This window comes from Planococcus sp. SE5232, assembly GCF_050686535.1.
In the GTDB taxonomy this organism is placed as follows: Bacteria; Bacillota; Bacilli; order Bacillales_A; family Planococcaceae; genus Planococcus.
Genome location: NZ_JBOGCP010000001.1, coordinates 512,119 through 538,011, shown reverse-complemented (window position 1 = coordinate 538,011; position 25,893 = coordinate 512,119). Strand labels below are relative to the sequence as shown.

31 protein-coding genes and 1 riboswitch are annotated in these 25,893 nt (G+C 45.4%); of the genes, 10 read left to right on the top strand and 21 right to left on the bottom strand.

What is annotated here, in order from left to right; genetic code table 11:
* Positions 1-109 precede the first annotated feature (109 nt).
* From ACRC6Q_RS02525 to ACRC6Q_RS02510, 4 genes are all read right to left on the bottom strand, one after another.
* On the bottom strand, positions 110-784 hold the full coding sequence (locus ACRC6Q_RS02525) for a response regulator (RefSeq protein ID WP_431465742.1): 675 nt from the start codon (positions 782-784) through the stop codon (positions 110-112).
* A gap of 17 nt (positions 785-801) precedes the next feature.
* Positions 802-2,376, bottom strand: a complete 1,575-nt coding sequence (locus tag ACRC6Q_RS02520; protein ID WP_431465741.1) for an ATP-binding protein — start codon at positions 2,374-2,376, stop codon at positions 802-804.
* A gap of 138 nt (positions 2,377-2,514) precedes the next feature.
* Positions 2,515-2,964 (bottom strand): OsmC family protein, encoded by a 450-nt coding sequence (locus tag ACRC6Q_RS02515; protein ID WP_431465740.1) that lies wholly within the window; start codon positions 2,962-2,964, stop codon positions 2,515-2,517.
* An 18-nt stretch (positions 2,965-2,982) separates the two neighbouring features.
* Entirely contained in the window at positions 2,983-3,936 is a 954-nt protein-coding gene (locus ACRC6Q_RS02510) for a carbohydrate kinase family protein (RefSeq protein ID WP_431465739.1), read from the bottom strand.
* Positions 3,937-4,029: 93 nt separating this feature from the next.
* Here ACRC6Q_RS02510 and ACRC6Q_RS02505 point away from each other — a divergent pair, with 93 nt between their 5' ends.
* Positions 4,030-4,593, top strand: a complete 564-nt coding sequence (locus ACRC6Q_RS02505; RefSeq protein ID WP_431465738.1) for a GNAT family N-acetyltransferase — start codon at positions 4,030-4,032, stop codon at positions 4,591-4,593.
* 103 nt (positions 4,594-4,696) lie between these two features.
* Here ACRC6Q_RS02505 and ACRC6Q_RS02500 read toward each other — a convergent pair whose 3' ends face one another.
* From ACRC6Q_RS02500 to ACRC6Q_RS02485, 4 genes are all read right to left on the bottom strand, one after another.
* Positions 4,697-5,527 (bottom strand): MetQ/NlpA family ABC transporter substrate-binding protein, encoded by an 831-nt coding sequence (locus ACRC6Q_RS02500; protein WP_431465737.1) that lies wholly within the window; start codon positions 5,525-5,527, stop codon positions 4,697-4,699.
* 12 nt (positions 5,528-5,539) lie between these two features.
* Positions 5,540-6,211 carry a methionine ABC transporter permease gene (locus ACRC6Q_RS02495; protein ID WP_431465736.1) on the bottom strand — a complete coding sequence of 224 codons (672 nt, stop codon included), beginning with the start codon at positions 6,209-6,211 and terminating at the stop codon, positions 5,540-5,542.
* Entirely contained in the window at positions 6,201-7,214 is a 1,014-nt protein-coding gene (locus tag ACRC6Q_RS02490) for a methionine ABC transporter ATP-binding protein (protein WP_223640647.1), read from the bottom strand. Before ACRC6Q_RS02490 ends, ACRC6Q_RS02495 begins: the two co-directional genes overlap by 11 nt.
* A gap of 68 nt (positions 7,215-7,282) precedes the next feature.
* A riboswitch (SAM riboswitch) is annotated at positions 7,283-7,387 on the bottom strand.
* Between the two features lie 51 nt (positions 7,388-7,438).
* Positions 7,439-8,227, bottom strand: a complete 789-nt coding sequence (locus ACRC6Q_RS02485) for a carbon-nitrogen family hydrolase (protein ID WP_431465735.1) — start codon at positions 8,225-8,227, stop codon at positions 7,439-7,441.
* Positions 8,228-8,313: 86 nt separating this feature from the next.
* Between ACRC6Q_RS02485 and ACRC6Q_RS02480 the strand changes: the two genes are divergently transcribed.
* The gene (locus tag ACRC6Q_RS02480) at positions 8,314-9,477 is read left to right on the top strand and encodes a pyridoxal phosphate-dependent aminotransferase (RefSeq protein WP_431465734.1); all 1,164 of its coding nucleotides are present in this window, start codon (positions 8,314-8,316) and stop codon (positions 9,475-9,477) included.
* Between the two features lie 439 nt (positions 9,478-9,916).
* Here ACRC6Q_RS02480 and lepB read toward each other — a convergent pair whose 3' ends face one another.
* A complete protein-coding gene (gene lepB / locus ACRC6Q_RS02475; protein WP_431465733.1) occupies positions 9,917-10,450 on the bottom strand; it encodes a signal peptidase I in 534 nt (177 codons plus the stop codon).
* Positions 10,451-10,711: 261 nt separating this feature from the next.
* Between lepB and ACRC6Q_RS02470 the strand changes: the two genes are divergently transcribed.
* Positions 10,712-11,731 (top strand): SEC-C metal-binding domain-containing protein, encoded by a 1,020-nt coding sequence (locus ACRC6Q_RS02470; protein WP_223640660.1) that lies wholly within the window; start codon positions 10,712-10,714, stop codon positions 11,729-11,731.
* 68 nt (positions 11,732-11,799) lie between these two features.
* Here the strand turns inward: ACRC6Q_RS02470 and ACRC6Q_RS02465 are convergent, their stop codons facing one another.
* Positions 11,800-12,021, bottom strand: a complete 222-nt coding sequence (locus ACRC6Q_RS02465) for a hypothetical protein (protein WP_431465732.1) — start codon at positions 12,019-12,021, stop codon at positions 11,800-11,802.
* A gap of 315 nt (positions 12,022-12,336) precedes the next feature.
* On the opposite strand from ACRC6Q_RS02465, the gene ACRC6Q_RS02460 reads away from it, so the two are divergent.
* Positions 12,337-12,852 carry a DUF421 domain-containing protein gene (locus ACRC6Q_RS02460; RefSeq protein WP_223640663.1) on the top strand — a complete coding sequence of 172 codons (516 nt, stop codon included), beginning with the start codon at positions 12,337-12,339 and terminating at the stop codon, positions 12,850-12,852.
* 49 nt (positions 12,853-12,901) lie between these two features.
* On the opposite strand, the gene ACRC6Q_RS02455 is transcribed toward ACRC6Q_RS02460, so the two are convergent.
* Positions 12,902-13,378 (bottom strand): acyl-CoA thioesterase, encoded by a 477-nt coding sequence (locus ACRC6Q_RS02455; RefSeq protein WP_146555763.1) that lies wholly within the window; start codon positions 13,376-13,378, stop codon positions 12,902-12,904.
* 93 nt (positions 13,379-13,471) lie between these two features.
* On the opposite strand from ACRC6Q_RS02455, the gene ACRC6Q_RS02450 reads away from it, so the two are divergent.
* Positions 13,472-14,275 carry an aminoglycoside N(3)-acetyltransferase gene (locus tag ACRC6Q_RS02450; RefSeq protein WP_431465731.1) on the top strand — a complete coding sequence of 268 codons (804 nt, stop codon included), beginning with the start codon at positions 13,472-13,474 and terminating at the stop codon, positions 14,273-14,275.
* Between the two features lie 41 nt (positions 14,276-14,316).
* Here ACRC6Q_RS02450 and ACRC6Q_RS02445 read toward each other — a convergent pair whose 3' ends face one another.
* The 4 genes from ACRC6Q_RS02445 to adh all read right to left on the bottom strand — a co-directional run bounded on the left by ACRC6Q_RS02445 (position 14,317) and on the right by adh (position 17,170).
* Positions 14,317-14,907, bottom strand: coding sequence for a Fic/DOC family protein (locus tag ACRC6Q_RS02445; protein ID WP_431465730.1), 591 nt, complete (start codon positions 14,905-14,907; stop codon positions 14,317-14,319).
* Positions 14,900-15,088 carry a hypothetical protein gene (locus tag ACRC6Q_RS02440; RefSeq protein ID WP_223640690.1) on the bottom strand — a complete coding sequence of 63 codons (189 nt, stop codon included), beginning with the start codon at positions 15,086-15,088 and terminating at the stop codon, positions 14,900-14,902. Before ACRC6Q_RS02440 ends, ACRC6Q_RS02445 begins: the two co-directional genes overlap by 8 nt.
* 144 nt (positions 15,089-15,232) lie before the next feature.
* A complete protein-coding gene (locus ACRC6Q_RS02435; RefSeq protein WP_223640721.1) occupies positions 15,233-15,595 on the bottom strand; it encodes a DUF779 domain-containing protein in 363 nt (120 codons plus the stop codon).
* A gap of 54 nt (positions 15,596-15,649) precedes the next feature.
* Entirely contained in the window at positions 15,650-17,170 is a 1,521-nt protein-coding gene (gene adh, locus ACRC6Q_RS02430) for an aldehyde dehydrogenase (protein WP_223640724.1), read from the bottom strand.
* 209 nt (positions 17,171-17,379) lie between these two features.
* Here adh and ACRC6Q_RS02425 point away from each other — a divergent pair, with 209 nt between their 5' ends.
* Together ACRC6Q_RS02425 and ACRC6Q_RS02420 are read left to right on the top strand one after the other, a co-directional pair.
* Positions 17,380-18,087 carry a pseudouridine synthase gene (locus ACRC6Q_RS02425; RefSeq protein WP_223640727.1) on the top strand — a complete coding sequence of 236 codons (708 nt, stop codon included), beginning with the start codon at positions 17,380-17,382 and terminating at the stop codon, positions 18,085-18,087.
* Positions 18,088-18,100: 13 nt separating this feature from the next.
* On the top strand, positions 18,101-18,817 hold the full coding sequence (locus tag ACRC6Q_RS02420) for a DUF6904 family protein (RefSeq protein WP_223640729.1): 717 nt from the start codon (positions 18,101-18,103) through the stop codon (positions 18,815-18,817).
* A gap of 427 nt (positions 18,818-19,244) precedes the next feature.
* Here ACRC6Q_RS02420 and ACRC6Q_RS02415 read toward each other — a convergent pair whose 3' ends face one another.
* Positions 19,245-19,544 carry an AraC family ligand binding domain-containing protein gene (locus tag ACRC6Q_RS02415; RefSeq protein ID WP_431465729.1) on the bottom strand — a complete coding sequence of 100 codons (300 nt, stop codon included), beginning with the start codon at positions 19,542-19,544 and terminating at the stop codon, positions 19,245-19,247.
* Between the two features lie 213 nt (positions 19,545-19,757).
* Between ACRC6Q_RS02415 and ACRC6Q_RS02410 the strand changes: the two genes are divergently transcribed.
* A complete protein-coding gene (locus ACRC6Q_RS02410) occupies positions 19,758-20,174 on the top strand; it encodes a hypothetical protein (RefSeq protein WP_223640771.1) in 417 nt (138 codons plus the stop codon).
* Between the two features lie 108 nt (positions 20,175-20,282).
* On the opposite strand, the gene ACRC6Q_RS02405 is transcribed toward ACRC6Q_RS02410, so the two are convergent.
* The 5 genes from ACRC6Q_RS02405 to ACRC6Q_RS02385 form a co-directional block, all read right to left on the bottom strand.
* The gene (locus ACRC6Q_RS02405; protein ID WP_223640774.1) at positions 20,283-20,699 is read right to left on the bottom strand and encodes a CBS domain-containing protein; all 417 of its coding nucleotides are present in this window, start codon (positions 20,697-20,699) and stop codon (positions 20,283-20,285) included.
* A gap of 149 nt (positions 20,700-20,848) precedes the next feature.
* Positions 20,849-21,571 (bottom strand): amino acid ABC transporter ATP-binding protein, encoded by a 723-nt coding sequence (locus ACRC6Q_RS02400; protein ID WP_223640777.1) that lies wholly within the window; start codon positions 21,569-21,571, stop codon positions 20,849-20,851.
* 12 nt (positions 21,572-21,583) lie between these two features.
* Positions 21,584-22,252 carry an amino acid ABC transporter permease gene (locus tag ACRC6Q_RS02395; RefSeq protein ID WP_223640781.1) on the bottom strand — a complete coding sequence of 223 codons (669 nt, stop codon included), beginning with the start codon at positions 22,250-22,252 and terminating at the stop codon, positions 21,584-21,586.
* Between the two features lie 29 nt (positions 22,253-22,281).
* Positions 22,282-23,121: a transporter substrate-binding domain-containing protein gene (locus tag ACRC6Q_RS02390; protein ID WP_223640783.1), complete on the bottom strand. Its 840-nt coding sequence runs from the start codon at positions 23,119-23,121 to the stop codon at positions 22,282-22,284.
* 74 nt (positions 23,122-23,195) lie between these two features.
* Positions 23,196-24,038, bottom strand: coding sequence for a MurR/RpiR family transcriptional regulator (locus ACRC6Q_RS02385; protein WP_223640785.1), 843 nt, complete (start codon positions 24,036-24,038; stop codon positions 23,196-23,198).
* A 434-nt stretch (positions 24,039-24,472) separates the two neighbouring features.
* Between ACRC6Q_RS02385 and ACRC6Q_RS02380 the strand changes: the two genes are divergently transcribed.
* Together ACRC6Q_RS02380 and ACRC6Q_RS02375 are read left to right on the top strand one after the other, a co-directional pair.
* Positions 24,473-25,222 carry a carotenoid biosynthesis protein gene (locus ACRC6Q_RS02380; RefSeq protein WP_431465728.1) on the top strand — a complete coding sequence of 250 codons (750 nt, stop codon included), beginning with the start codon at positions 24,473-24,475 and terminating at the stop codon, positions 25,220-25,222.
* On the top strand, positions 25,219-25,893 hold the full coding sequence (locus tag ACRC6Q_RS02375) for a lysophospholipid acyltransferase family protein (protein WP_223640791.1): 675 nt from the start codon (positions 25,219-25,221) through the stop codon (positions 25,891-25,893). Before ACRC6Q_RS02380 ends, ACRC6Q_RS02375 begins: the two co-directional genes overlap by 4 nt.

The window sequence follows — 25,893 nt, the reverse complement described above, 5'->3', positions numbered from 1 at the left end:
AGTATAACTGCGAATTTTCAGAATGTAACCGTTTGCAAAATAAGGTTTATAAAGAGTTTAGAATTTTTTATGTTCATAAAGTTCACAAAAAAAAGACTGATGAGTACTATCAGTCTTTTTTCGTATAATAATGCCGTTCGGGCCTTCCGACAATTCCATAGGCCAGTTCAGCAAAGCATTCATCAATGGCTACAAGATGTTCCAAATACCGGCGGGCCGTGGTTCGTGACGCACCCATCTGCTCCCCCATTTTTTCAGCAGTGATGCCGGAGGATTGCTCTGTCAACACGTCCCTTACCTTCTCTAAGGTCAAGGGATCGATTCCCTTGGCACCTATCGCCGGTTTCGGAGTAAGTTCGACACCAAAAAACTCATCCAGAAAACCCTGGTCGATATTGCTGGTGTTTTGGAGCGTCTTTTTGTTTTCCATGTATTTAATGATTGTGGAAACGAACCTTTCCAAGGTAGCTGGTTTGATGATGATGCCTTTTACACCTTTGCGGATAGCCGTTTCAACATACCCCTTATCATTTTCAGCGGACACCAGGATGATATCGGTTTGGGGGCTTACGGAGCGGATATCATCAATCAAATCGATGCCGAGGCCATCCGGCATATAATTGTCTAAAATGACCAAATCAATTGCATGTTCTTTTACAGCCTTTAAGGTTTCTTCGCAATTGCCTGCTTTCCCAAGTAGATTCACTTCGGGGATTTGCTTCAGAAATTGTTCATGGATATTTGCCACCCGAAAATCATCTTCGGCAATATAGACGTGTATCATTCATTTCTCCCACTTTCCTATTTTGGTAAAAAGACGGTGAAGACAGTGCCACGCGTTAACTCCGAATCTACTTCTATTGACCCTTTCAATTCCTCGACGGCCTGCTTAACGATGGCCAGCCCATAACCCCTGTCCTTTTTCCCAAGCTTTGTTGAAAAACCCAGTTTGAATAATTCTTCCATATGTTCAGTCTGTATACCGCGTCCTGTATCTTCCACTTCAATCACCAAATCATGGCCAAGGTCAGTGACGAAAAAAGACACCTCTCTGATAGCCTGCTGCGCAACTTCTTCAATTGCATTATCAATCAGATTCCCCAGAATATGAATAAGCTTGGCAATATCAAAATGTTCCGGGAGTGCCTCCAACGAACTGTTTTCATCAATGATCAGCTTGACTTTATTTTCAGATGCCTTTCCTATCTTGCCAAGCAGGATGGCCTGTACTTTTTTGTCTTGGATATGATCCAGCATATGCTTCGTTTGATTCTTGTGGATTTGTGTTTCCTGCTGAATCAAATTGATGGCTTCCTCTTTTTGTCCGAGCTGCAGCAATCCTGAGATGGCATACAGCTTATTGGAATATTCATGCGTCTGGGCACGCAGCCCTTCTGAATACTGCTGAATCTCCGACAAAGTCTCCAATACCTCCTGAATATCCGTTTTCTCCCGGAAAGTCGAGACCACACCAACGATTTTCCCTTCATGTGTTATTTGTGTCCGGTTGATGATAAGGAGCTTATCTCCAATCAGCATTTCCTCGTTGCGGATCGTCCTTCCGGATTGCAGAGCTTCCTTCATCTTTGACTGAGGGATAGCTTCGGCAATATCGGAATTGATCGAAGCTTGCGTAAGCCCGAGCATTCTTTCTGCAGATTGATTGATTTCTGTGATTTTCCCTTGATTATCAATGGCAATCACGCCTTCTACGATTGAAGAAAGCAAAGCTTCACGGTCCCGGTACATTGCCGCTATTTCACGCGGTTCAAGTCCCATCGTGTCTTTTCTGATGTTCTTTGCCAGCAGGATGCTGCCGATAATCCCGATTGCCAAAGCCAGCAATACAAACTGCAGCAGCTCCAGGGTTTTCCCAATAATAATCTGTTGGATATCTTCCATCAAATAGCCAACAGAAACCAATCCCACCACATTGCCGGTGCCATCGAAAATCGGGGCTTTCCCCCTTAAGCTTGGTCCCAGCGAGCCCTGGGCTTCAGACGTATAGAATTCGGCATTTACCAACGCCCGGTCATTGTCGCCGCCTACCATCAACTGACCGATTTGAGAAGGATTCGGGTGGGAATACCGAATTCCAGCACGATTGCCGACTACGATAAATTCTGCACCGACTTGCTTTCTCATGTACTCAGCTAAGGGCTGGATGGTTTCTTCAGGATTTTCATCCTCCATCGCTTCAACGACACTTGGCATGACGGAGATGCCGATGGCGGTTTCCAATGCGCGCGTCCCAACATTTTCTTTGGTATCACCAATTTCGTTATAGATAACAATTCCACCAAAAATAATGGTGACGAATAAAATCAATGACATACTCAATATAATAATTTTCGCTTGAAGCGATAAGTTCCGCATAGTCGATACTCCTAAAAATACTGAATTTTTAATATTTGTAGTCTATCACATTTCGCGCAAAGAAAAAGTCCGTTTTAGAAACAACTTAACCAAAAAACCTTCATCCTCTAGTGATTGGATGAAGGTTTTTAAAGAAATTCAGTTTTCCGTTCTGATATCCGCCTGCAATTCGATTTCTACATTGCCTTTGATGGCACGTGTAATCATGCAGGAGCTTTCGGCTTTTTCCGCCAGCTTCTGTGCCAATGCCAAATCTTTTTCGGAAGCATCAGCTTTCAGGACCACTTGTGGTTTATGGATGATGCGCTTATAAGTGATTACGCCTTTCTCCACTTCCACAATGCCTTCCGATTCCATGGTCAAGGATTGCTTTTCCAATTTGCTGCGCTCCATCATAGCAGCGAGCGTAATGATATAGCAGGTAGCTGCAGCACCCAGCAGCATTTCATCAGGATTCGTGCCGATTCCCGGCCCATCCATTTCCGGCGGGATCGAAATCCTGGTTTTCAGCCCGCCGACTTCAATGTCACCTACATCGTTGCGGAGGCCTGGCCAATCCGCTTTCAGATGAAAACTATGCAATGTCATAAGATCTCTCCTCCTGGATTACTGGTTGTCGCCATTACTGGTTGTCGCCATTTCCGCTAGATGCGGCATCGCGGTCAAAGCCCCTGCTTTTGTCGCACAAAGCGCTCCCAGCTTATTGCCGAAATCGGCACAGGCAACGACTTCCTGCTTTGTTTCAGGCAAGCCCCGCAGATGGACGTGGCGAATGACGCCAGCCATAAAGGCATCACCCGCGCCTGTCGTGTCCACTGGCTGCACGGGGAGAACCGGTATATGATGAATTTGATTTTGAAAAACCGCATGGGTCCCATTTTCACCATCCGTTACCAATACCAGTGGGATAGCAGTACGGGCCAATCGCAAAACTCCTTCTTCAAGCGATTCCGTTTCCATCAAAAAAGCAAGTTCGGCAGTTGTCAACTTGACGATGTTTGCCAATGGGAGAAAATCGAGTACGGTTTCCCGGCAATGCTCTTCGCTTTCCCAGCGCAACGGTCGAATATTGACATCGTATGAACACAGAACGTCATGCTCTTTTGACAGTTCAAGAGCTCTTCGGGTTGTGGATCTCGCTTCCGGATGGAAAAGGGTACCGGAGCAGAAATGAAAAATACTTGCCTTTTCAAAAGCTTCTTTCCGCAGTTCATGGCTCCTTACTTGCAGGTCTGGCGTTTCATTGACATAGTCCGCGAATACGCGATCGAATTCAGGAGTCAGATGAATATACACACCGCTTACCCGCTTTTCCGGCACCTGTATGGCGTGTGTCAAATCCACCCCTTCCTTCAACAACTCATTCCGCACAAAAGCCGAGGTATCGTCATCTCCTGTGATGGTGATGAATCCTGAGGGCAGACCCAATCGGCTGACGCCTGCAGCTACGTTCACTGTAGCGCCTCCGAGGTGGCGGTTGAATGAATCATTGCTGGTAGTTGCGGCTATATAATCCACAAATGCATCTCCGTATGTCAGGACATGCTTGGTATTCCCCATAGTATTGCCTCCTTCGTGTTAAAGGGCTCTTTCATTGATATACTATTATTTCAGTCAATGCAGACTTAATGCAAGCAAAAGGAGTAGATCACGATGAATATCAGCATTCGACAAGCGCAACCAGAAGATGCAGGGAAAATCGCCCCTCTCATTATCAATGCAATCGGCGAAATCGCTGACCATATGACAGCGCAGAAAGAGCCGCAAGCTGTACTGAAAAAAGTCGAAGACATGATTCGCGGTGAACATACTCGCCACAGTCACCGCTATACGTATACAGCTATTGTGAATGGAGCCATTGCGGGCGCGCTGGTGCTTTATCACGGCAAACAAGCTGAAGCCCTGGATCGTTATTTGATTGAACAGCTGAAAAGTGAAGGCCACGAGCGGACAATCGAACCCGAAGCCCACCTGGACGAATGGTATATCGATACCGTCTCAGTCGATCCCGCCTGCCAGGGACATGGCATCGGTTCCAAGCTATTCGAATTTGCAGAGGAACTGGTTCACTCTCAAGGAGGCGGCAAACTTTCTTTGAACGTCGACATCGGCAAAGAAGGCGCCATTCGTCTCTATAAACGTCTCGGCTATTCCATTTCCGAACCATGGACCATCATCGGCGAACCTTTCCACCACATGGTCAAGACAGTTTCCTGAAAGCACTATTTGATAGTGAAAACTTTTTTAAATATATAAGTGAAACTAAATAGACAAAAGCCGCTCCCGATTTTCTCGGGAGCGGCTTTCTGTCTAGGAAATATTATTCAGCCATCCATTCCGGCTTGCCGAAGCCTTCAAACTCTTCATCAATTACAGCTTCAAATTCATCAGATTCCACAATTTCCACTAAGTCAGCAGCCAATTCACTGTCTTCATTTTCAGCATTGACCGCTACTACATTGCGGTATTGGTCAGGCATGTTCTCAAGGGCCAACGCGTCAAGCAGATCCATCTCCGCAGCGATTGCAAAGTTTCCGGGTACAGCCGCTAAATCAGAGCCGTCCACTGCACGCGGCAACTGGCCCGCTTCAATTGGCTGGAATTCCAGATTTTTCGTATTCGTAACGACATCTCTTTCCGAAGCCTGCAAGACTTCCGCTTCTGGATCCAGTTCAACCAAGCCTTCATCCTGAAGCATCAAAAGAGCGCGTGCCCCGTTTACCGGATCATTCGGAATCGCGATGGTCGCTCCATCTTCAACAGCTTCCAAGGAATCGTATTGGTTTGAATAGATGCCCATAGGCGCAGTCGGCACCGTAATCAATGCAGACAGGTCCATGCCGTTCTCCTCTTCGAAGTTTTCCAGGTAAATCGTATGTTGAAACAGATTGGCATCGATATCTCCGCCATCAAGTGCCACGTTCGGCTGAATGTAATCGCTGAATTCGACCAGTTCCACTGTATAGCCTTTTTCCTCTAAACCAGGCACAATCGCCTTGCTCAGCATATCGCTGTATGGACCTGCAGTAGCTCCTAATTTAATGTCCTTTGAAGCTTCTTCTGTCGTTCCTGCAGAGTCGCTTTCTTCCCCGCCGCCGCATGCTGCCAGAGCCAGTGCACTCGCTGCTAAAATAAATCCTAATTTTTTCATGTCATTCTCCCCTTATCGTTTATCGATTGTTTTCGCTGTATAATCTCCTGCTTGCTGAATCAATTGGACCAGCACAATCAAAATGACGACTGTGACGATCATGATGGTGTTGTCGTACCGGTAATAGCCGAAGCGGATGGCCAAATCTCCGATGCCTCCGCCACCTACCACACCAGCCATCGCCGAGTAGGCGACCAAGCTGATGATGGTCAATGTCACACCTTGGATGATGCTCGCTTTCGCTTCAGGCAAAAGAACGTCTTTAATGATCATCCATGGGGTTGCACCCACTGCAATCGCTGCTTCGATGACGCCTTTATCAATTTCACGGAGTGAGTTTTCCACAATCCGTGCGAAAAAGGGAATGGCAGCAACCGATAAAGATACACTGGCCGCAATCGGGCCGATTGTTGTTCCTGTGATCAATTTCGTCAACGGGATGAGTGCCACCAATAGAATGATGAATGGAATGGAACGCACGATGTTAACAATAAAGCCGATCACCGCATTGACCGGCCGATTTTCAAGAAACAGGCCGCGGTCTGTAATGAATAATAAGATTCCAAGTGGCAGCCCAACAATCAGCGCGACAGCTAAAGAAATTCCGATCATCGTCAATGTCTGAAAGAAGGCCGTCTGTATTTCTGGCCACAATTCAATAATCCGTCCCCATTCAATGCCCATTCGGAATCACCTCCACAATTGCTGATCTGCTTTCCATATACTTCAATGCGTCCATGACGGCGGTAGAAGTACCTTTCAACTCCATGATGAAAATGCCGAGAGGCTGTTCCTGAATATACTCGATCGCTCCGTGCAAAAAGTTGCCTTTTACCGGGTAATTCTGCAGCATATCGGAAATCACGCCTTCTCCGGCCACGCCGCCTTTAAACAGCACTTTCACCAGTGTGCCTGTAAATTCGCTCAAAATATGCTCTGGTACATTGAACGATACGACACTGGATATGAATTCCTTGGTCAATTCCTTTTGTGGATCTGCAAAAATATCATATACCTGGCCTTCTTCGATGACGCGTCCCCCTTGCATGACGGCCATGCGGTCACAGATTTCCTTGACGACATTCATTTCATGCGTGATGAGGACAATCGTGATATCCAATTTACGGTTGATGTCTTTCAACAAACGCAAAATGGATAAAGTCGTATTCGGGTCAAGGGCGGAGGTAGCTTCATCGCACAGCAGAACGGCCGGATTGTTGGCAAGTGCCCGTGCGATGCCGACGCGTTGTTTTTGCCCGCCGCTCAATTGTGCCGGATAAACATCCCGCTTGTCGGATAAACCGACCATTTCGAGCAGCTCTTCCACCCGCGTTTTAATGTTTTTTGCAGGAGTTCCTGCTGCGCGAAGCGCAAAAGCGATATTGTCGTAAACCGTCTTTTGGCTGATCAGATAAAAATGCTGGAAAATCATGCCGATTTTCAACCGGGCTTTTCTCAGCTGATCTCCGTTCAGTTGGGTTAAATCGTTGCCATCTACCGTCACACTGCCAGAGGTCGGCCGTTCCAGCAGGTTGATGCATCGGATCAGCGAGCTTTTTCCGGCACCTGAATAGCCGACGATCCCGAAAATCTCGCCTTTTCCGATATCCAATGATACATTGTCCACTCCGGTGATTGTGCCATGCTTAGTTGTGTAGGTCTTCGTCAATTTCTCAATCTGTATCATAGCGTCCTCCCGGCAATAAAAAGATGCCTCTTTCATCAAGAAAGAGACATCGAAAATTTTAGTTTCTCGACTTATCTTCCAGAACATTTGCATGTTCCGTTGGATTTGGCACCTTCCCAATCGGGGGTTGCCGGACGTCATAGGGCCTATCCCTCAGTCTCTCTTGATAAGTTTACGTTATTTGATTAAATTTTATGTTACAGGCATTAATTACGAGTGTCAATCTACTTTTTGAATTTTTCGTACAATTTATCGCGGCGGTCTTCAAAAACCGGTATTCGCTTCCGGACTTCTTCCACTTCATCCAAATCGATATCGATATAAGCGACGCCTTCATCTTTTTTCATGTCGAGACGGACTTCTCCCCATGGAGCAATTGCCATCGTGCTTCCCCCAAACTCGTTGTTTGGATCGCTGCCGATGCGGTTTACTGCCACAATAAAGCATTGGTTCTCGATCGCTCGCGCCTGCAGCAGGATGCGCCAATGATCAATTCGTGCCTCCGGCCATTCAGCTGATACAAAAATTAGTTTTGCACCATTCAGTGCCTGCGCGCGAATCCATTCAGGGAAACGGATATCGTAGCAAATGACTCCGCCGTAAACGGTATTTTCCAACTCGAATGTACCCAGTGAATCTCCTTCTTCAAGATGGATATGCTCATCCATCAAGCAAAAGCGATGCGCTTTATCATATTCCGAAATAAGCTCTCCATTTTTGTCGACGACATACATCGTGTTATAGAAACCACCGTTCTTTTTCGTCGAAACAGATCCACCGACAATATTGACCTTGTGTTCTTTCGCAAAACTCTTCAGCAACTCCACGGTCCGGTTCGTGCTGTCTGCAAGTGTATCAAGCTCTGTCAATGCGTATCCCGTATTCCACATTTCGGGCAGGACAATCGTTTCCGCTCCACCTCCGGCCGCTTCCTTCAAATAGTCCATGACCCGCTGATAATTCAGTTCCGGTTCTCCAAAAGCGATATCCATCTGAACGCATGCAATTTTCATATGTTTCTCCTCCACTAGACAAGTTACCTACAACTCTATAAGATTTGGGGTAGATGTGCAATTATTTCGAAAACAAGGAGAATTATATGGAATTTTCAAATCGCCTGCAAAACCTGCCTACACAATTTTTTACTTCATTGGTTGCTAAAACGAGTAAAGCCATCGCCGAAGGACGCGACGTCATCAACCTTGGCCAGGGCAATCCTGACCAGCCGACGCCCGACCATATCATCAAGGCACTGCAAACCGCAGCGGCTGATCCAAAAACACATAAGTATTCCCCTTTTCGCGGCATTTCCGAGCTGCGCCAGGCTGCAGTGGATTTCTACAAACGCGAATACGGCGTGGACATCGACCCTGACCTTGAAGTAGCCATTCTGGCTGGAACAAAAGTCGGGCTTGTCGAATTGCCACTGGCCTTGTTGAATCCACAGGATCTCCTGCTGCTGCCGGACCCTGGCTATCCGGATTACCTGTCCGGGGCTCCACTCGCCGATATCGACTATAAACTGATGCGGCTCAATCCAGAAAATGGCTATTTACCGGATTACGGTGAAGTGCCTGAATCTGTTCGCTCGCAAGCTAAGCTGATGTATTTGAACTACCCGAACAATCCGACAGGCGCAGTGGCCAATAAAGACTTCTTTGATGAGACTGTCGCTTTTGCAAAAGACAACGGCATTGCCGTCGTCCATGATTTCGCTTATGGCGCAGTTGGTTTCGAAGGAAAGAAACCGGTGAGCTTCCTGCAATCCGAAGGGGCCAAAGAAGTCGGCATCGAGATGTATACTTTATCTAAAACGTACAATATGGCCGGCTGGCGCATTGGATTTGCTGTCGGACATTCGAAAATGATCGAAGCCCTGAACCTGATCCAGGACCATCTATTCGCCGGTCTGTTTCCCGCCGTCCAGTTGGCTGCCGCCAAAGCTTTAAGTGCTGATCAGCAATGTGTGGATGACTTAGTGGCTCTCTATGAAAAACGCCGCGATGTCCTGGTCAAGGAATGTTCGCGCATCGGCTGGGAAATCGAAGCGCCTCAAGGCTCTTTTTTCGCCTGGCTGCCGGTTCCAGAAGGCTTTACCAGTGTCGAGTTCGCTGATTTCCTACTTGAAAAAGCGGATATTTCAGTTGCTGCAGGTAGCGGGTTCGGTGCTGGCGGAGAAGGATTTGTCCGCGTTGGATTATTGGTTGATGAAACCCGTATCACCGAAGCGATAAACCGCATTGAAAAATTGAACCTATTTTAACTCAAAAAGACAGCTTCCCTTTTTTCGGGCAGCTGTCTTTTTTGATGCAAGTTGAACAAATAATTTATAACAGAAAAAAATCTACTATGGATATTCCACAAACCAGCTCCGCGTTCCTACGGGCTTGCGCCGAACTAACTCGGGCTAAACGCCCGAGTGGATTTCGGCACATCGCTATCCCGCGGGAGTCTCCGCTGGTTTGTTCCATATCCTGGTTAGTTGTTTAATGACGCTTAGAAGAATGAAAGTCGGTGAAGGGCAAAGATGTTCTCCTTTATCGCTTTGTTGCTTCGTTCGTGAAAAGTGTCCGTCTAAAATACAGGATCCGGTATGAATACGATGAAATGAGTATTCAATCTTGGAATGACATAAATATTCTTTTGTCTACACACTTAGACAGCTGTCTTTTTTCGATTTTGGAGCAATCGAGCATTCTCCATCATTCCACAATCCCGATATGATCGAGCGGAGATAATCGGATTTTCACTTCTCCAATGATGGAGTCTTTAGAAATAAATCCTAAAACCCTTGAATCCATGCTGTTTAAACGGTTATCTCCCAATACATAATAGGATTCGGCAGGCACAGTGAATTCCTGGAAATCCTCGGTTAACCGAGAGAAGCCCTGCTGTTCGGCCAATTTACGGTTCTTATCCAAATAAGGCTCAGCTACAGCCTGGCCGTTCACATATAATCGATCGTCTTTCATGGAAATGCGATCACCCGGAATACCGATTACACGCTTGATGAAATTCACTCCAGTAGGCGCAGTGAAAACGATCATATCAAAATTTTCTATGGTATAAACCTTAACCAGCATTACTTTGTCATCGTCTTCAAACGTAGGCATCATTGATTCACCATGAACGGCTACCGGCTCAAACAGGAAATGCCTCGACATGAGGACAATAAGCACTGCCAAAAAGATTACACGCATCCAGGAAACAGATTCTTTTACCGGATCTCCATACACATTGTCCCCTCCTGCCCATGCTTTTACTTTTTATTATAATACGCCTTCAGCTTTATGCATACTTTTGGTAATTGACATCCAACAGATGCTGCCAAAATCAGGAATGCCTCTTTAAAAACTAAAAGAAGCTTTAATCTTTTTTTCAAGCGCCATCATCAAGTTTGGCGCTTATTTCCTCGGTCTATCGGCGTCTGAATCGTCAGACTTTTGAGGGCGGCGCAATTTTATGTTACACTCAATAAAAAATGTAGGTGATTATGAATGGTAGGAAGAAATGATCCATGCCCATGCGGCAGCGGCAAAAAATACAAAAAATGTCACGGAAAACAGCAAACTGTCTCCATTAATGATTTGGTGAATGAGGAACTGTTCAAAGTACGCCAGCAGTTCTTCTCGGAAAATCCGAATCAGGAGCAACTTGCCGAATTCCGTGAACTTCAACAAGCATGGCAGCCACGTTTAATGCAATCAATGGCTGAAAACGATGCACAGGCATTTGTTATCGAGAATTTCCTGTTCATGAAAAAACCAGAGCTATGGGAAGAATTCTTGGCAAAACAAATTGACCTTTCCCAGCGCCCTTCAACTAAAGAAGTGCTGGAAAACTGGAACGACGTAAAAGTATTCCTTGGACAATATGTCAAAGGCGATACAGAAACGGCTCAGTTTACAGATATCTTTACAGGCGAGACGCTTGAAATGGCTGATCAACCGCCAACTGACATGGAAAACGGACAAGGCTTGCTTGCAATCCTTCTTCCGGACTCCCGCGTCGGCGATAATGGCGTATTGTTCCTAAACGGTTATTTGACCGTTGTCGGTGAGTTCAAGCCGTTCTTCGAGCAGTTGAAAGCACAAATCACGTCTGAAAATGCTTCACAGGATGAAAGCTACCTTCGCGACAATTACTTAGCGGTTGTTGAACAAATCGTTAAATATTCGACTGGCAGCGTAGAAGAAAGCATCCAGCTTTCTCCAGAACACGACTCTGTTATGGCTGAACTCGATAAGCATATCGAACAGGCTGATTTCGACGAAGAGACAGTCAGCAACATCACAAGCATCCTGAACAGCTATCTTGTCAGCCAGCAGCCAACCGTCCAAAAACCCGAAGCTCTTGTAGCCGGGTATTGGAGATTCCTGCAGGATCACGAGCTCGTTAAAGGCCCAATGCTTTCTGCAAAAGACCTAAGCGAAAAATTCGGCGTCTCTTCAAGTACAATTTTGAAGCGTTCAAAAGAATTCAGTGCTTATTTCGAAGAATTACTGGCAAAAAAATAGGATTCACTCAGCCTGTGAGTTTTTTATCCCCCAATAGCTGGTAAACCAACAAAAAGGAGTAGCCGCGGCTACTCCTTTTTTTCGTCGTCTTTTCTGCGGAAGGTGATGAGGATATACAACAGAATTCCTGAAACCACTAGAAACAAATACAGTCGGATAAAATAAAAGGGGAGCCATGAAACATCGGTCACCCCGAATAGCCAATTGGCCAATGTCAGCAAAGATAAAATGATGCCCACAGCAAAAACTACCAAACCCAAATAACGGAGCAAGTTCAAGAAAAGTTCCATTTTCATTCACCCCTCACCCATATCAGATTATCCCTCCTATTCCCTTTGCGAAAAAACAAATCCAACTCAAAGTTAATCTCCGTCTGATGCGTTTGTTGATAACTACAAAGGGAAACATGAATAGTAAAGGAGGACTTCCTGAAAAATTGGATTTACACTTAAAAATTTCCACATATTCATTCTTATACACATTTAATACGCCATTTGTGTGTGTTATGTGGATAAGATGTTTGAATTTTGTTGATATTCTTGCATAAATAAAACTTATCAACATGTGGATAATTTTATTATTTTTTGAACGAAAGGAGGAATAAGATGTTTGAAATTACTTTAGACAGCTTCATCCGGATTGTTACAGTCGGCTTTTTGGCCTATGTAGGATTAGTGATTTTTCTTCGGGTTTCAGGCAAACGCACACTCACTAAATTAAACGCGTTTGATTTGGTTGTAACTGTGGCTTTGGGTTCGACATTGGCCACAATTTTATTAAGCAAAGATGTCAGTCTTCTTGAAGGGCTGACTGCATTTACATTATTAATTTTTATGCAGTATTTGTTCACTCTTCTTGCTGTTCATTCCCAATGGTTCAATAACGTCATCAAGTCTGAACCCCGGCTGTTATTTTTAGACGGACAATTTTTGAGAAACGCTATGAAAAAGGAACGCATTAAAGAAATTGAAATCCTGCAGGCGATCCGCAACACTGGATTCGGCTCTACTGAGAAAGTGAAAGCGGTGGTCCTCGAAACGGACGGCAGCATGTCAGTCATCAGCAGTGAACCCGGCAATACGCTGACAAATGTTAAATCAGAACATGAATCGTTCAGTTAATAATTGCCGATACAAAAGGTGCCTGGATTCCTCCAGGCACCTTTTACTGTTATCTTGGTGTTTTCACACGCATTTTCCGATGTTCACGTCTGGCAGGTGCTGATTCGAAAAACAGTTTTTCGCCAGGTGATTCCGGCAGAACAGGCGGTACTGGGGTCGGCTTGCCGTCGTCTCCCATCGCCACCATCGTCAAAAACGATTCCGTCGTCAGCTTTTCTTCACCTGTTTGCAGGTTCTTGGATTTGACTCGAACATAGACTTCCATCGACGTCCGGCCAGTTGAAGTGACATTCGCTTCAAGTTCCAATACATCTCCGACCCTTGCTGAAGACAGGAAATCCACTGAATCGATTGATGCTGTCACCACTACTTGACGACGCGCATGCTTCATTGCTGTAATTCCTGCAATTTCATCGATATAGGCTAATACTTTTCCTCCAAAGATGGAATCCATATGATTGGTGTCCGGCGGGAGCACCAACTTTGTCTGGATTGTTCTGGATTCTTTCATCGGCTTTGCTTCCATTTTGATCATTCCTTCCTCTATTGCCTTGCTGACAATGGTTTCCCAAAATTGCAGGCTTTCCTTTATAATATAGTGAAATCGGAGGGATACTTTATGTCAGAGTTATTGAATATTTTAAACACGCCTCAATTCCAGTCGAAAGAAACCTTAAAGCCACAGCTACAACAGCTGGGCATCGAAGCTGGAGACGCAGTGATGGTCCACTCCTCGCTGAAGTCCATGGGGTGGATCGCTGGAGGCGCTCAAGCGGTCGTAGAAGCTTTAATGGAAACTATTACGGAAGCAGGCACCTTAATCATGCCCGCTCAGTCTGCGGACAACTCAGACCCCGTGTATTGGATGGAGCCACCGGTTCCGGAAAATTGGCATCAGCCAATCCGTGAACAGCTCCCTGCTTTCGATCCCCACTTAAGCGGGATGCGTGGCATGGGCAAAATTGCAGAATGCTTCCATCGCCATCCCGCGACCATTCGGAGTCCTCATCCCTCCCACTCCTTTATCGCCTGGGGGAGTCAGGCAGCCCATTGGATGAGTGAACAGCCGATTGACGATTCCTTCGGAAAACGATCGCCGCTCGCAAAAATGCTGCAGGTTAAAGTGAAGATCCTGCTGATCGGTGTCGGCTTTGATTCGTGTACGGCTCTTCACTATGCTGAATTTGTCCAGGAAAACCGTGCGACTTCCCCGCAGGGAGCTGCGATCTTAAAGGATGGAAAACGGATTTGGCAGACCTATGATTGTGTGGAAATGGATTCGGACTGTTTCCCCGAAATCGCCAAAGCTTTTCCTGGCAACATTTCTGAAGGTCTTTTAGGGCAAGCCCAGACCCGCCTTGTAGAAATGAAACCTCTTGTTGAATTCGGAATCGACTGGCTGCGCAAGCATCCCGCCTCATAAAGCACAGAAAATGCCAGCGCTCTCCGAGCAGCTGGCATTTTTCAGGGAGTGATTATTTCATCCAACAGCTTTTCCAGACGATTAGTGTCCTTATTGAACGAATCGACAAATGCATTGATAATCTCTGCAGGCTCCAGCACCTTTTCCCAATCCAGCCGGTAACCGGCATTCAGCAGCAACTGACGCGCAAATTCGCGGACACTGCGCCCATTGCCTTCCCGAAAAGGATGAAGGGCATTTAATTCAGACAGAAAATAAGCAAGCCGTGAAATCAACTGATCTCGCGGCAAATTCTTCAAGTAATTCTCTGCTTTCAATTCCTTGAAAATCTTCAGCAGCTGCTCCTCGATGTGTTTGGGATGGGCAAAAGCAGATGAACCTTTGGAAATCATCTCTTTCCGCAACTCCCCGGCAAACGGGTAGACATCCTGAAGCAGATATCGATGAATAGCTAAAAAAGCTTTAACGTCCAAAGGGTCTGTCGGTTCGTTTATTTGGAGTTCAGAAAGTCGGAGCAGAGAGTATACTTTCTCTAACTTCTTTAGTTTTTCTTCATCCTGTACATCAAACAAATTGATCAATACATCGGTTCCGGGGTAGCAATACATCGAGGCATGCTGGTACTTAGACATCGAACTTCTTTTTGATGGCCTGATGGAATTGGGCTTCCGTCCGTTCACCAGTCAATACCGACCGAACGAAGTTCTCATCCTCATTGGTTACATCGAATCCTTCTGTAATCAGAGAATGGGATGCGCAGGAAATCGCGTGATTGGCTTGTTCGTGGGAAACTCGGTTCACTAATTTCGTCAACTGGATGACCACCTTTCATGCTGAAATTATACCATTTTTACAGCATGAATTCTATCATCACCCCTTGTTTTATAAAGGTTTTCAGCATATTTACAGCATGAATGGACAATAAAAAAAACCAGATGCCTAGGCATCTGGTTCCGTTTAAATCTGCTCCTGCAATTCTTTCGTTTCTTCAGCGGTGAAGGCCCTCGATCTTGTCAAAAACCGCTTGCCTTCCACTCCTTCCAAAGAAAACATTCCGCCTCGCCCTGGCACGACATCAATAATCAACTGCGTGTGGCTCCAGTAATCGAATTGGTTTTTATGCATATAGAACTTACTGTCACCGATCACTCCCATCAGAATATCCTGATCCCCGATGAACAAGTCCCCTTCCGGATAACACATCGGTGAACTGCCATCACAGCATCCCCCTGATTGATGGAACATGACCGGCCCATGCTTTTCTTTCAGCAATTCGATCAATTCAATAGCAGCATCTGTCGCAATTACGCGTTCGACCATTGCTATCCCTACTTTCTGGTGGATCTTAAAATTCCAAGGGGCTATGCCCCAGGATCAAAAGAATCCTTGTTTGTCTTCGCTGTAGCTGACCAGCATGTTTTTCGTCTGCTGGTAATGGTTGAGCATCATCAAATGGTTTTCACGGCCAAAGCCGGACATTTTGTATCCGCCGAATGCAGCGTGAGCCGGGTACTGGTGGTAACAGTTCGTCCAAACACGCCCTGCCTGGATGCCACGTCCGAAGCGGTAAGCCGTGTTGGTGTCACGCGTCCAAATTCCTGCACCTAGTCCATAGAGGGTGTCATTCGCAATTTCGAGCGCTTCTTCTTTCGTTTTGAAAGTTGTCACCGATACAACAGGCCCAAAAATCTCTTCCTGGAAAATCCGCATCTTGTTGTGGCCTTCGAAGACTGTCGGTTGGATATAGAAGCCTTCAGACAGCTCACCGTCCAAATGATTGCGGTCGCCGCCAGCAAGAACTTTAGCGCCTTCCTGTTTGCCGATATCCAAATAGGATTGGATCTTTTCCATTTGTTCAGTGGAAGCCTGCGCTCCCATCATCGTCTCTGGGTCCAGCGGGTTGCCTGTCTTGATTGCTTCCACACGCTTTATTGCACGTTCCATGAACTCGTCGTAGATATCTTCATGAATCAACACACGCGATGGGCATGTGCAAACTTCCCCTTGGTTCAAGGCGAACATGACAAACCCTTCAACTGCTTTATCAAGGAACGCATCGTCTTGGTCCATAACATCTTTAAAGAAGATATTCGGTGATTTTCCGCCCAATTCCAGTGTTACGGGAATCAGGTTTTGTGAAGCGTATTGCATGATCATACGTCCTGTAGTCGTTTCGCCAGTAAACGCCACTTTGCTGATACGTGGGCTGGAAGCAAGCGGTTTGCCTGTTTCAAGACCGAATCCGTTGACGATGTTCAGTACACCAGGAGGCAGGATATCGCCGATCAGTTCAGCCAGCACCAGGATACTTGCAGGCGTCTGCTCAGCAGGCTTCAAGACGACACAGTTACCGGCAGCAAGAGCCGGAGCCAGTTTCCAGACAGCCATCAAAATCGGAAAATTCCAAGGAATGATCTGTCCGACCACTCCAAGTGGCTCGTGGAAATGGTAAGCTACTGTATCGTTATCGATTTGGCTCAGCGACCCTTCCTGCGCACGGATCGCTCCAGCGAAATAGCGGAAATGGTCAATCGCCAATGGCAGATCGGCATTCAATGTCTCCCGGACTGCCTTCCCGTTGTCCCACGTTTCAGCAACAGCCAGCATCTCCAGGTTCTGCTCCATACGATCTGCAATTTTCAACAGCGCATTGGCACGTTCAGTTACTGAAGTTTTTCCCCAAGCATCTTTTGCTGCATGTGCTGCATCAAGGGCCAGTTCAACATCTTCAGCCGTTGAGCGGGCGATTTCGGTAAACTTCTTGCCTGTTACCGGTGAAACATTCTCAAAGTATTGCCCTTTGACCGGTGCTTTCCACTCTCCGTTTATAAAGTTCTCATACTTATCTTTAAACGTAACTTTTGAACCTTCTGTGTTTGGCATTGCATAGACCATTCCCATTTCTCCCCTTTACTCGTTTTTCTGCTATGTACACGCTTACATTTGTCCAAATACCCCTCGGCGCATCAATAACAGCTTCCCTTCTATATTGTCAAACTAATCTAAAAATTGCAACTGTGAAACTCCGAATTTTTTTATTCGCCTCCAGAGTTCATGTATAATGAGAGCGAGACCAGGAAATACAGAACTGAAAGGAATTCATTATGCGAATCAATAAATTTTTAAGCGAAACAGGAATCACTTCACGGCGCGGAGCCGATAAGTTCATCGACGCAGGACGCGTCACCATCAATGGCACCCCGGCCGAACTCGGCAGTAAAGTCGAAGCGGGAGACGAAGTACGCGTCGATGGCAAGATCATCGAACAGCCGAAGCAACAATATGTCTACTTGGCATTGAACAAACCGGTCGGCATCACCAGCACGACCGAACGGCATATCGAAGGAAACATCGTCGATTTCGTCAACCATCCAGAACGCATCTTTCACGTAGGGCGCCTCGATAAAGATTCGGAAGGGCTCATCCTATTGACCAATGACGGGGATATCGTCAATGAAATTCTGCGCGCTGAAAATGAGCATGAGAAGGAATACATCGTCAAAGTTGATATGCCAATCACGGAATCCTTTATAGCGAAGATGGAGGAAGGCGTTGAAATACTCGATACGAAAACACTTCCCGCCAAAGCTGATAAATTGTCCACCTACACCTTCAAACTGACCATACGTCAGGGATTGAACCGCCAAATCCGACGAATGTGTACAGCGTTAGGCTATGAAGTCCGGGCTTTACAGAGGGTCCGGATTATGAACATCCTGCTTGGTGACTTAGCTGTAGGTGAATGGCGCGATTTGACGGAAGCCGAACGCAGTGAACTGTTCGCCAAACTCGATTACACACCAAAACGTTGAGGAGGATACAGATATGCTGACTATGAAAAGCACGCCGAACCATACAGGTGTTAAAATCAGCGGCGATTATTTCGACTTGGACGAACTGAACCAGGCGATATACAGAGTCATCGGACAGGAAGATCAGTATTATGGCTATGAAGGATCGCGGATGCGAATCCTGGGCCTTTCCTTTGAAATTCGCCATGCTGCCCAAGGAGATCGCAACGTGGATTTCGTATTCAATGGCCTGCACGAACATACGATGAAACAGCATGGATTTATCGCACCCGATAAGAATATCTACTTTTCTGTCGAAGTGCTGTGGCCGGAATTGATATACACTGCCATCGCCTTGAAGGATTTCATCAAATTTTATCAGGAAGACAAACAATTCCCTCTTTGGGATGTCCACTTGCCGGTCATTTCCCGTTTTCAGTCTTTAGTGCTCGACTGCCTGCAGGGACATGTCCCGCAAGAAGAATACGAACTGATCGTAAAAGCCTTCAATCAGCCGGTTACAGTGAATGATTACGCAATCCAGTATGTAGACTTTTTAAACTTGAAGTACATCGCCATGACCAAAGAGCAACGTGAGCAAAGCCTGTCGGCAATCGCCATGAAGATCGCGGTGCAGGACCAGGATTACGCAGCCTTCCGCAACCAGGTCCTTGCCGCCGCTACTCCCCATAAAAAACCGATTCACGAAATCAATATAAAAGCAGAATATCCAGAGGAATTTGAGTGGTGACTAGAAAAGCGGAAACGGCCGCTCAGCTCTGACAGGCATAAGACGATCTGGCGAAGTGGCATGTTTTCAGCCGCACAGCACAAAAAGTGAAAGTGCCTGTTCAGCTCTGACCGGCATAAGGCGGACCAGCAGGGTGGCGTTCTTTGCCGCACAGCTGGGTTGAGTTATGACCCGAAGAGCTAGGCACTTGCAACTGGAAGCCAGAGTGGCTTATGACCCGAGGAGCTGGCCGTTGGAGCTGGACAACTAGAAAAGCGGAAGCTGCCGTTTGGCCCCGAAAAGCGCTGGAAGCCTTGCCGGTAATGGCGTTCTTTGCCATAGCTGGAAAGGCTGAAGCGACTCGAGGGGCTGCAGCCGGACAACTAGAAAAGTATATGCTGCTCAACCCCATGAATAAAAGCTCACGCTTTCTCAGCGTGAGCTTTTATTATGGAGTAATTTGAAGAACCAATAGATCACTTGGCTCGATTGCGGTCAGGCTGTGTTTTTCTTTTGGATCCATATGCAAAATGTTTTCAGGTGATACTTCCACCGTTTGCCCTTGTACATCAAATGAAACTTTCCCGCTCCGTACGATAATGATGACATTTGCCGCCGAGTCGTGTTCTGCAATCTTTTCGCCTGCCTGCAATTGTATATTAACGACTTTAGTATTGCCGAAACTTAAAGCTTTTTGGACATGCTTGTTTTTTTCTCCCAATGCATTTGGCGTTTCAATCAATTCCATTAGATCACCTCATCCCTTTCCCAAACCATACACCCGGGGACTTCAAAAGAAAAGAAAAATAGGACTATCGCTGACTAATCCTCAAAAAACCGGCTTTAATCTCCAATTAAAACCAGTTCAATCCCCTGAAAACACCACCTACAAGGTTAGGAAGGGTTTTGTAAAGGGTATTATTCAACTAACAATGTTTAATTAATAGAGGAGCGTGATGTTATGTATAGATTCTTTATTCCATTGAGCTTGGTTTTACTGCTATCTGCCTGCGGGGAAACAGCGCCTGAGGTTACAGAAGAAAGCCAGACCGAAGTAACCGCTCCAGAAGGAGAACTGGATCCCACCGATCCTGAAGAAGCAGAAAATGCGGAATTTGTGAGCTTCGAAGAATTGGCTTCGGGAACTATTGAAGAAGGTACCGGAGTTTCTGTTCAAGGAACAGTGGAAGAATTGGCAGATGACATCGCCTTTCCTTCATTTATTATGGTGACCGAGGAAAATCGGATCTATATTCGAAATATGGCGGAAACACCCGTTGAAGTAGGCGATACCATTACAGCGGACGGGATTTATGAAGGCAATGCCGAAGAGAATATGCCGATGGTTTCTGCTTCCACTATTGAAAAAGCAGAATAGACGCATGAAAAGCCCCTTCTATAAAATGAACTGCACCTCCATTGGTAGATACCACTAACAATGGAGGTGCAGTTCAAAAAAAGAAAAGGACTTTTTTTCATTCTACTGCTAATCCAACTCAGAAATTTCAATTATGGTGGTTTCTGCATAATGATTCGATGAAACGTCTCTTATCGCTAAATCGCCTAAAGAAACAATGCCGACTACGCGATCATTTTCTACAATGGGCAGCCGACGGATTTTATGGGCAGCCATTAGTTCAGCCGCTTCTTCAATTGTTAAGTCTACCGTTCCGGTAATGACTTCAGCAGATAGAATTTCAGCTATGGCGGCATCGCTCGGAATTTGCTCAGCTATGGCACGGATGACAATATCCCTGTCTGTAACGATGCCGACCAAGCGATCTTCCTCACAAATCGGGATGGACCCTACATTTATTTCCCGCATTTTTGAGGCAACTTCTTGGAGCGTTGATTCAGGCATACACGTTTCGACATCAGTCGTCATGATCTCTTCGATTCTCATCCATTCAGCCTCCTCAAATACTCTCATATACTTTACCTTAACCGTTTTGTCGATCAGCAAACGTCAATCAACAAAAGAAAGAAGGAATCAGTTCATTCGAACCGACTCCTTCTTTTCTATCTGGTATTTTCAACCTATTGAGGGATCGTTTATTCAACCAGTTGAATAAACTGTTTTGTCCGTTCGTTTTGCGGATTTTCAAAGAAAGTCTTTGGATCTGCCGATTCGATGATCTTCCCTTCATCAATCATGATGATGCGGTCCGCTACTTCTTTGGCGAATTTCATTTCATGGGTAACCACGACCATGGTCATCCCTTCTTCAGCCAACTGCTTCATGACCTGCAGAACTTCTCCAACCAATTCCGGATCGAGCGCTGAAGTCGGCTCATCAAACAGCATGACTTTCGGCTGCATCGCAAGGGAGCGCGCAATGGCGACACGCTGCTTTTGTCCGCCGGAAAGCTTGCTTGGATAGACATCTGCTTTATCTTTCAAGCCTACTTTTTCCAGCAATTCCATCCCCAGTTTTTTTGCAGCTTCTTTTTTCATCTTTTTGACGGTGATCGGTGCTTCTATGACATTCTCTAATACCGTCTTATGAGGAAACAAGTTAAAATGCTGGAAGACCATGCCTACTTCAGCACGGATTTTCGTTAAATTATCCTTTTTCGGGTTGACTGTATGGCCATCAATCGTAATCTTTCCTTCATTAATCATTTCAAGGAAGTTGAAACATCTGAGGAGCGTGCTTTTCCCGGAGCCACTGACTCCAACAAGTACAACAACTTCCTGTGGTTTGACATGAAGATCTACGCCTTTCAGCACCTCGAGGTCACCAAAGGACTTATGAATGTTTTCTCCAATGATCATGTTAGTCCCTCCTTAGGCTCTGTCGACATCGAGTTTGTTTTCATACAAACGCAATAGGAATGTGAAGATCATCACCAGCACCAGGTAATAGAGCGCAACAACCAGGAACGATTCAAACGGCTGGTAGGACTGCGCAGCTTCCCTGTTTCCAAGTGAGAAGATTTCCGCCACCCCGATAATATAAACGAGTGACGAATCTTTCAATGTGATGATGAATTGATTGCCAAGCGGCGGAATCGAGCGGCGCAAAGCCTGCGGGAAAACGATTCGGCTCATTGTTTGGCGCCGATCCATCCCGAGTGACATACTGGCTTCACGTTGCCCTGGGTCAATGCCCTGTATTGAACCACGGAAAATTTCCGCGATATAAGCACCGTTATGGACACCGAGCGCAATTGCCCCTGCCCAGAAATTGGACATTGTATAAATTTCGACGATGCCGAAATATAGAAACATAATTTGCACAATCAACGGCGTACCGCGGATGATTGTGATATAGATATTAGCAATCGTCTGTAAAATTTTCGATCCTGAAATTTTCATCAGCGCAAAAATAAGTCCGATGACTGTCCCTAAAATGACACCGATTGCTGTCAATTGAAGTGTAACGACAGTGGCCTCTAAAAATCCAGGGTATGTTCGCATGAATACATCATAAACCGTTACAAATATCTCTGGCATAAACGCCACTCCTCCCCATCTCAGCTTGTTTAGTTGAGAATTTCAATTCCTTCAAGATCTACATCGAGGAGGTTACGCCCAAACCACTTCTGGGAAATTTCATCGTATGTTCCATTTTCAACAATAGTTGCCAATGCTTCATTGATCGCTTCAAGCAAGGCTTCATCTTCCGGACGCACTGCAACAGCAGCTTGTTCAATCCACAATGGATCACCGATCATTTCGATTTCCAAGCCTGCGTTCTGTGCTTCAAATCCTACTACATCGGCAGTGATAACAGCATCTAGACGCCCTTCAACTTCCAAGTCTTGCAATGCAACAACATCACTATTGTAGTATTGAATGTCATCTGTGTAGTTTTGTGCAGCTGTGTCATACGTACTTTGTCCGACAACGCCGATTGTTGCTCCTTCAAGATCGGCTTCTGAAGTAATTTCTGTATTTCCTTCACGGACGAAGATTACGCCACCAGAATAATAGTATGGATCCGAAAATGCCACTTGCTCAGCGCGTTCTTCAGTAATAGCCATCGATCCCAAAATTGCATCGTAACGGTTTGTCGTCAAGCCCTGAATGATTGTTTCGAATGGAGTAGTCACCGGATTCGGCTCCAAGCCCATCTCTTCAGCAAGCGCATTTCCGATTTCAATATCGAAACCTGTCAAATTGCCGCCTTCTTCATAGTTGAAAGGCTTATAAAGCCCACTTGAAGCAGTAGTGAACTTCCCTTCTTCCACTAAGTTCAAATCACTGTTCCCGCCTTCTGTACTTGCTCCTTCTTCCGGACTGGTTGTGTCGTCTCCTCCACAAGCTGCCAATAACATTCCTGCAGAAAATACTACACTTAAAAATGATAATTTCTTTTTCATTTTATTCTCCCCTTTTCGTTTATAATTGACCAAATCGCCAAGGCGCTTCGGAATTTCCCAGTAAAGAGTGTTCGCTAAATAAAAAGATTCCGCTCTTTGTAGACAACTTCTGCCTTTGCCCAATTGCCATTTACTTTCGTCTGTTCTTTAACATAAACAAAACGCATAATCGAAGTCAAAAGCGCATGGACAGAGGTGTAGGAATCAATGCTCAATGTTGAATTCACTGACACCGTAAGAGCATAATCTGCATAGGCAAGAGCTGGAGAATTTTCTGTATCAGTCAGAACGATGACATCTGCCCCATGTTCTTTGGCGTTTTTCAATGTATCGATGACTATTCTGGTATAGCGAGGGAAAACAAAAGCGATTACCAGATCCCCTTTTCCCATTTTGGAGAGTTGGGTATAGTATTCTCCAGTTGAGGGATGCATCATTTCTGTATGGTCAAGTGCAAGGTTCAACCAGTTGGCGAACCAGTGAGCTATGCCATAATCGAAAAAATCACCAGCAACATACACACGATTTGCTTGACTGATTTTGTCGACAACTTGAAGAAGTTCTTCCTCGTTGATCGATTTTTTCAGCTTCACAATACTTAAAACTTCTGCATCCAACAAGTTTTCCAAAAAAGTCTGAGTGGCAATAGGTTCTGGAACATTTTGTTCGGCTTTCTCCAGGCGCTCTTCAGCCAGCTTGCGCTGCACAACCTGTTGAAAATCCGCATATCCCCTATATCCAAGTTTTTGTGTCCACCGGATGACTGTCGATTCACTGACATTCACTCGCTTGCCAACTTCAAGAGCAGAAGAGAACGCTAAAAAAATGGGTTCTTTAAAAAACAAATCACCGACCTTTTTTTGGCCTGCACTAAATTCCGGATACGAATCAGATACACTTCGCAGTAAATCCTGCATTATTAACGCCTCCACTTGAAGAACACACTCGTTTACTCTTCTAAAGTATACTAGTGTGCAGGAAACCCTGCAAGAGTTTACAGAAAATTCAAGACTGACCGCATTCTCAGATAAATCAATTTTTGTCGTTGAATGCCTGTGCCTCAAGGCTTTAAAATAAATAAAAAAGATTAAGATTTTTAGTTAAATTTTCTTTTCCCTCAAAAAAATACGCTATTTTAACTGGATAAATGCTTTATTTCCTCAAAAAAATTGAATAATAGATAAATAGATACAGCAATTTATTCCCTATTTTTGAAACGATAAAACCTGATGTGTGTTTCGTCCCTTCAATCTTTGCTTGCTTTTGGCTATAGCTTTCCGCATGTTTTCATATTTCATCCAGACTCCTGTATAATATTTGTATAAGTCATTTTGTTGAGGAGCTGTTCACGGTGTGGGAAAATCGAATCTTTAAACTTTTTATCTTTTGGTATGTATGCGGCATTATTTTACTGGGTTTTGACCTTCTGCCTCCCTGGCTGGAGTGGGCAAATGCGTTCTTTCTGATGCTGGCCGGCACACTTGGCTTTTTGTATTTCACTAAGCGTTTTGGCGTTGCGGTCGGATCATCGCTCGGCATACTTATTTTCTTTTCAACATTTTTTGTGGAATGGGCCGGTGCAGACAGCGGATTCCTGTTCGGCTCTTACGATTATACAGACCGTTTTGCCCCTAATATCTTCGGTGTTCCAATCGCCATCGGTTTTGCTTGGTTGATGGTTATGGCAACTACACATGTTGTCGCGCGCTGGATCTTTCCTGCTGGGGGCTTACTATACGCCATAGTTGGGGGCTTTGGCGCAGTAGTCATCGATTTGATCATCGATCCAGTAGCTTATCAAGTAAAACAATATTGGATTTGGGAAGACACCGGCCTTTACTACGAAATTCCCTGGACCAACTTTTTCGGTTGGTTTGTTGTAGCATTTGTCCTTCATCTGGTGATCGACTTAAGCATGAAGAAGAAATCCATGGTCATGGCTTCGGATCTGCCTGAAAAACGGATGGTACTTTTATATGTATTGATGATCGCCATGTTCATCATGCTGGGAGCGATCGGCGGGTTGTGGCTAGCCGCGTCATTGACTGCCATATTAACTGCTTCGATCGTACTGTTGGCCTGGAAGAGGCGGCCTATATGATCGATGCAAAAAAATCAGCTTTGTTTGAAACAGGCTTTAATCTGTATTTGACACCACTCATCCGCTCATCTTTTTCCCGTTTACTCGGGCAAGGAGTGGAAAAAATTCCGGAAGAGCCTGTATTGTTTATTGCCAATCACAGTTCCTGGTGGGACGGCCTGGTGTTTTTCTATTTGAACCGCACAGTCTGGCGCCATGATATCCATATGATGATGCATGAAGACGGGCTTAAAAAACATTCTTATTTCCGTTATCTCGGCGCATTTTCCATCAATCGGCAGAAACCGAAAGAAATTCTCACTTCACTTCAATATGCTGAATCCTTGTTGAAGAAGGGTAAATCAGTGGTTCTTTTTCCGCAAGGAGATGAATTCCACCTTGAAACAAGGCCTCTCGCCTTTCAAACAGGAATCGCCTACTTGATGGAGCATTGCCCGGAAGTACCGGTTGTGCCCCTCAATTTTTATTATTCATTCGGCCACCAGCAAAAACCCGAACTTTGGATACGCCAACATCCGCCGGTATCGACCGATGAAATTGCGCATATGACCCGTAAAGAAAAAACGCTTTATCTTCAACAGCTCTGCACCGAACAACTCGATTCGCTAAAGAATACAGTCATCAGTGAAAACAGTGAAGCCTTTGAGTCACTTGGAAAAAGGAGAAAATGA

Coding starts and splice junctions, on each gene's coding strand:
- ACRC6Q_RS02525 (WP_431465742.1), bottom strand. CDS start 784: ATGATACACGTCTATATTGCCGAAGATGATTTTCGGGTGGCAAATATC.
- ACRC6Q_RS02520 (WP_431465741.1), bottom strand. CDS start 2,376: ATGCGGAACTTATCGCTTCAAGCGAAAATTATTATATTGAGTATGTCA.
- ACRC6Q_RS02515 (WP_431465740.1), bottom strand. CDS start 2,964: ATGACATTGCATAGTTTTCATCTGAAAGCGGATTGGCCAGGCCTCCGC.
- ACRC6Q_RS02510 (WP_431465739.1), bottom strand. CDS start 3,936: ATGGGGAATACCAAGCATGTCCTGACATACGGAGATGCATTTGTGGAT.
- ACRC6Q_RS02505 (WP_431465738.1), top strand. CDS start 4,030: ATGAATATCAGCATTCGACAAGCGCAACCAGAAGATGCAGGGAAAATC.
- ACRC6Q_RS02500 (WP_431465737.1), bottom strand. CDS start 5,527: ATGAAAAAATTAGGATTTATTTTAGCAGCGAGTGCACTGGCTCTGGCA.
- ACRC6Q_RS02495 (WP_431465736.1), bottom strand. CDS start 6,211: ATGGGCATTGAATGGGGACGGATTATTGAATTGTGGCCAGAAATACAG.
- ACRC6Q_RS02490 (WP_223640647.1), bottom strand. CDS start 7,214: ATGATACAGATTGAGAAATTGACGAAGACCTACACAACTAAGCATGGC.
- ACRC6Q_RS02485 (WP_431465735.1), bottom strand. CDS start 8,227: ATGAAAATTGCATGCGTTCAGATGGATATCGCTTTTGGAGAACCGGAA.
- ACRC6Q_RS02480 (WP_431465734.1), top strand. CDS start 8,314: ATGGAATTTTCAAATCGCCTGCAAAACCTGCCTACACAATTTTTTACT.
- ACRC6Q_RS02470 (WP_223640660.1), top strand. CDS start 10,712: ATGGTAGGAAGAAATGATCCATGCCCATGCGGCAGCGGCAAAAAATAC.
- ACRC6Q_RS02465 (WP_431465732.1), bottom strand. CDS start 12,021: ATGGAACTTTTCTTGAACTTGCTCCGTTATTTGGGTTTGGTAGTTTTT.
- ACRC6Q_RS02460 (WP_223640663.1), top strand. CDS start 12,337: ATGTTTGAAATTACTTTAGACAGCTTCATCCGGATTGTTACAGTCGGC.
- ACRC6Q_RS02455 (WP_146555763.1), bottom strand. CDS start 13,378: ATGGAAGCAAAGCCGATGAAAGAATCCAGAACAATCCAGACAAAGTTG.
- ACRC6Q_RS02450 (WP_431465731.1), top strand. CDS start 13,472: ATGTCAGAGTTATTGAATATTTTAAACACGCCTCAATTCCAGTCGAAA.
- ACRC6Q_RS02445 (WP_431465730.1), bottom strand. CDS start 14,907: ATGTCTAAGTACCAGCATGCCTCGATGTATTGCTACCCCGGAACCGAT.
- ACRC6Q_RS02435 (WP_223640721.1), bottom strand. CDS start 15,595: ATGGTCGAACGCGTAATTGCGACAGATGCTGCTATTGAATTGATCGAA.
- adh (WP_223640724.1), bottom strand. CDS start 17,170: ATGGTCTATGCAATGCCAAACACAGAAGGTTCAAAAGTTACGTTTAAA.
- ACRC6Q_RS02425 (WP_223640727.1), top strand. CDS start 17,380: ATGCGAATCAATAAATTTTTAAGCGAAACAGGAATCACTTCACGGCGC.
- ACRC6Q_RS02420 (WP_223640729.1), top strand. CDS start 18,101: ATGCTGACTATGAAAAGCACGCCGAACCATACAGGTGTTAAAATCAGC.
- ACRC6Q_RS02415 (WP_431465729.1), bottom strand. CDS start 19,544: ATGGAATTGATTGAAACGCCAAATGCATTGGGAGAAAAAAACAAGCAT.
- ACRC6Q_RS02410 (WP_223640771.1), top strand. CDS start 19,758: ATGTATAGATTCTTTATTCCATTGAGCTTGGTTTTACTGCTATCTGCC.
- ACRC6Q_RS02405 (WP_223640774.1), bottom strand. CDS start 20,699: ATGAGAATCGAAGAGATCATGACGACTGATGTCGAAACGTGTATGCCT.
- ACRC6Q_RS02400 (WP_223640777.1), bottom strand. CDS start 21,571: ATGATCATTGGAGAAAACATTCATAAGTCCTTTGGTGACCTCGAGGTG.
- ACRC6Q_RS02395 (WP_223640781.1), bottom strand. CDS start 22,252: ATGCCAGAGATATTTGTAACGGTTTATGATGTATTCATGCGAACATAC.
- ACRC6Q_RS02390 (WP_223640783.1), bottom strand. CDS start 23,121: ATGAAAAAGAAATTATCATTTTTAAGTGTAGTATTTTCTGCAGGAATG.
- ACRC6Q_RS02385 (WP_223640785.1), bottom strand. CDS start 24,038: ATGCAGGATTTACTGCGAAGTGTATCTGATTCGTATCCGGAATTTAGT.
- ACRC6Q_RS02375 (WP_223640791.1), top strand. CDS start 25,219: ATGATCGATGCAAAAAAATCAGCTTTGTTTGAAACAGGCTTTAATCTG.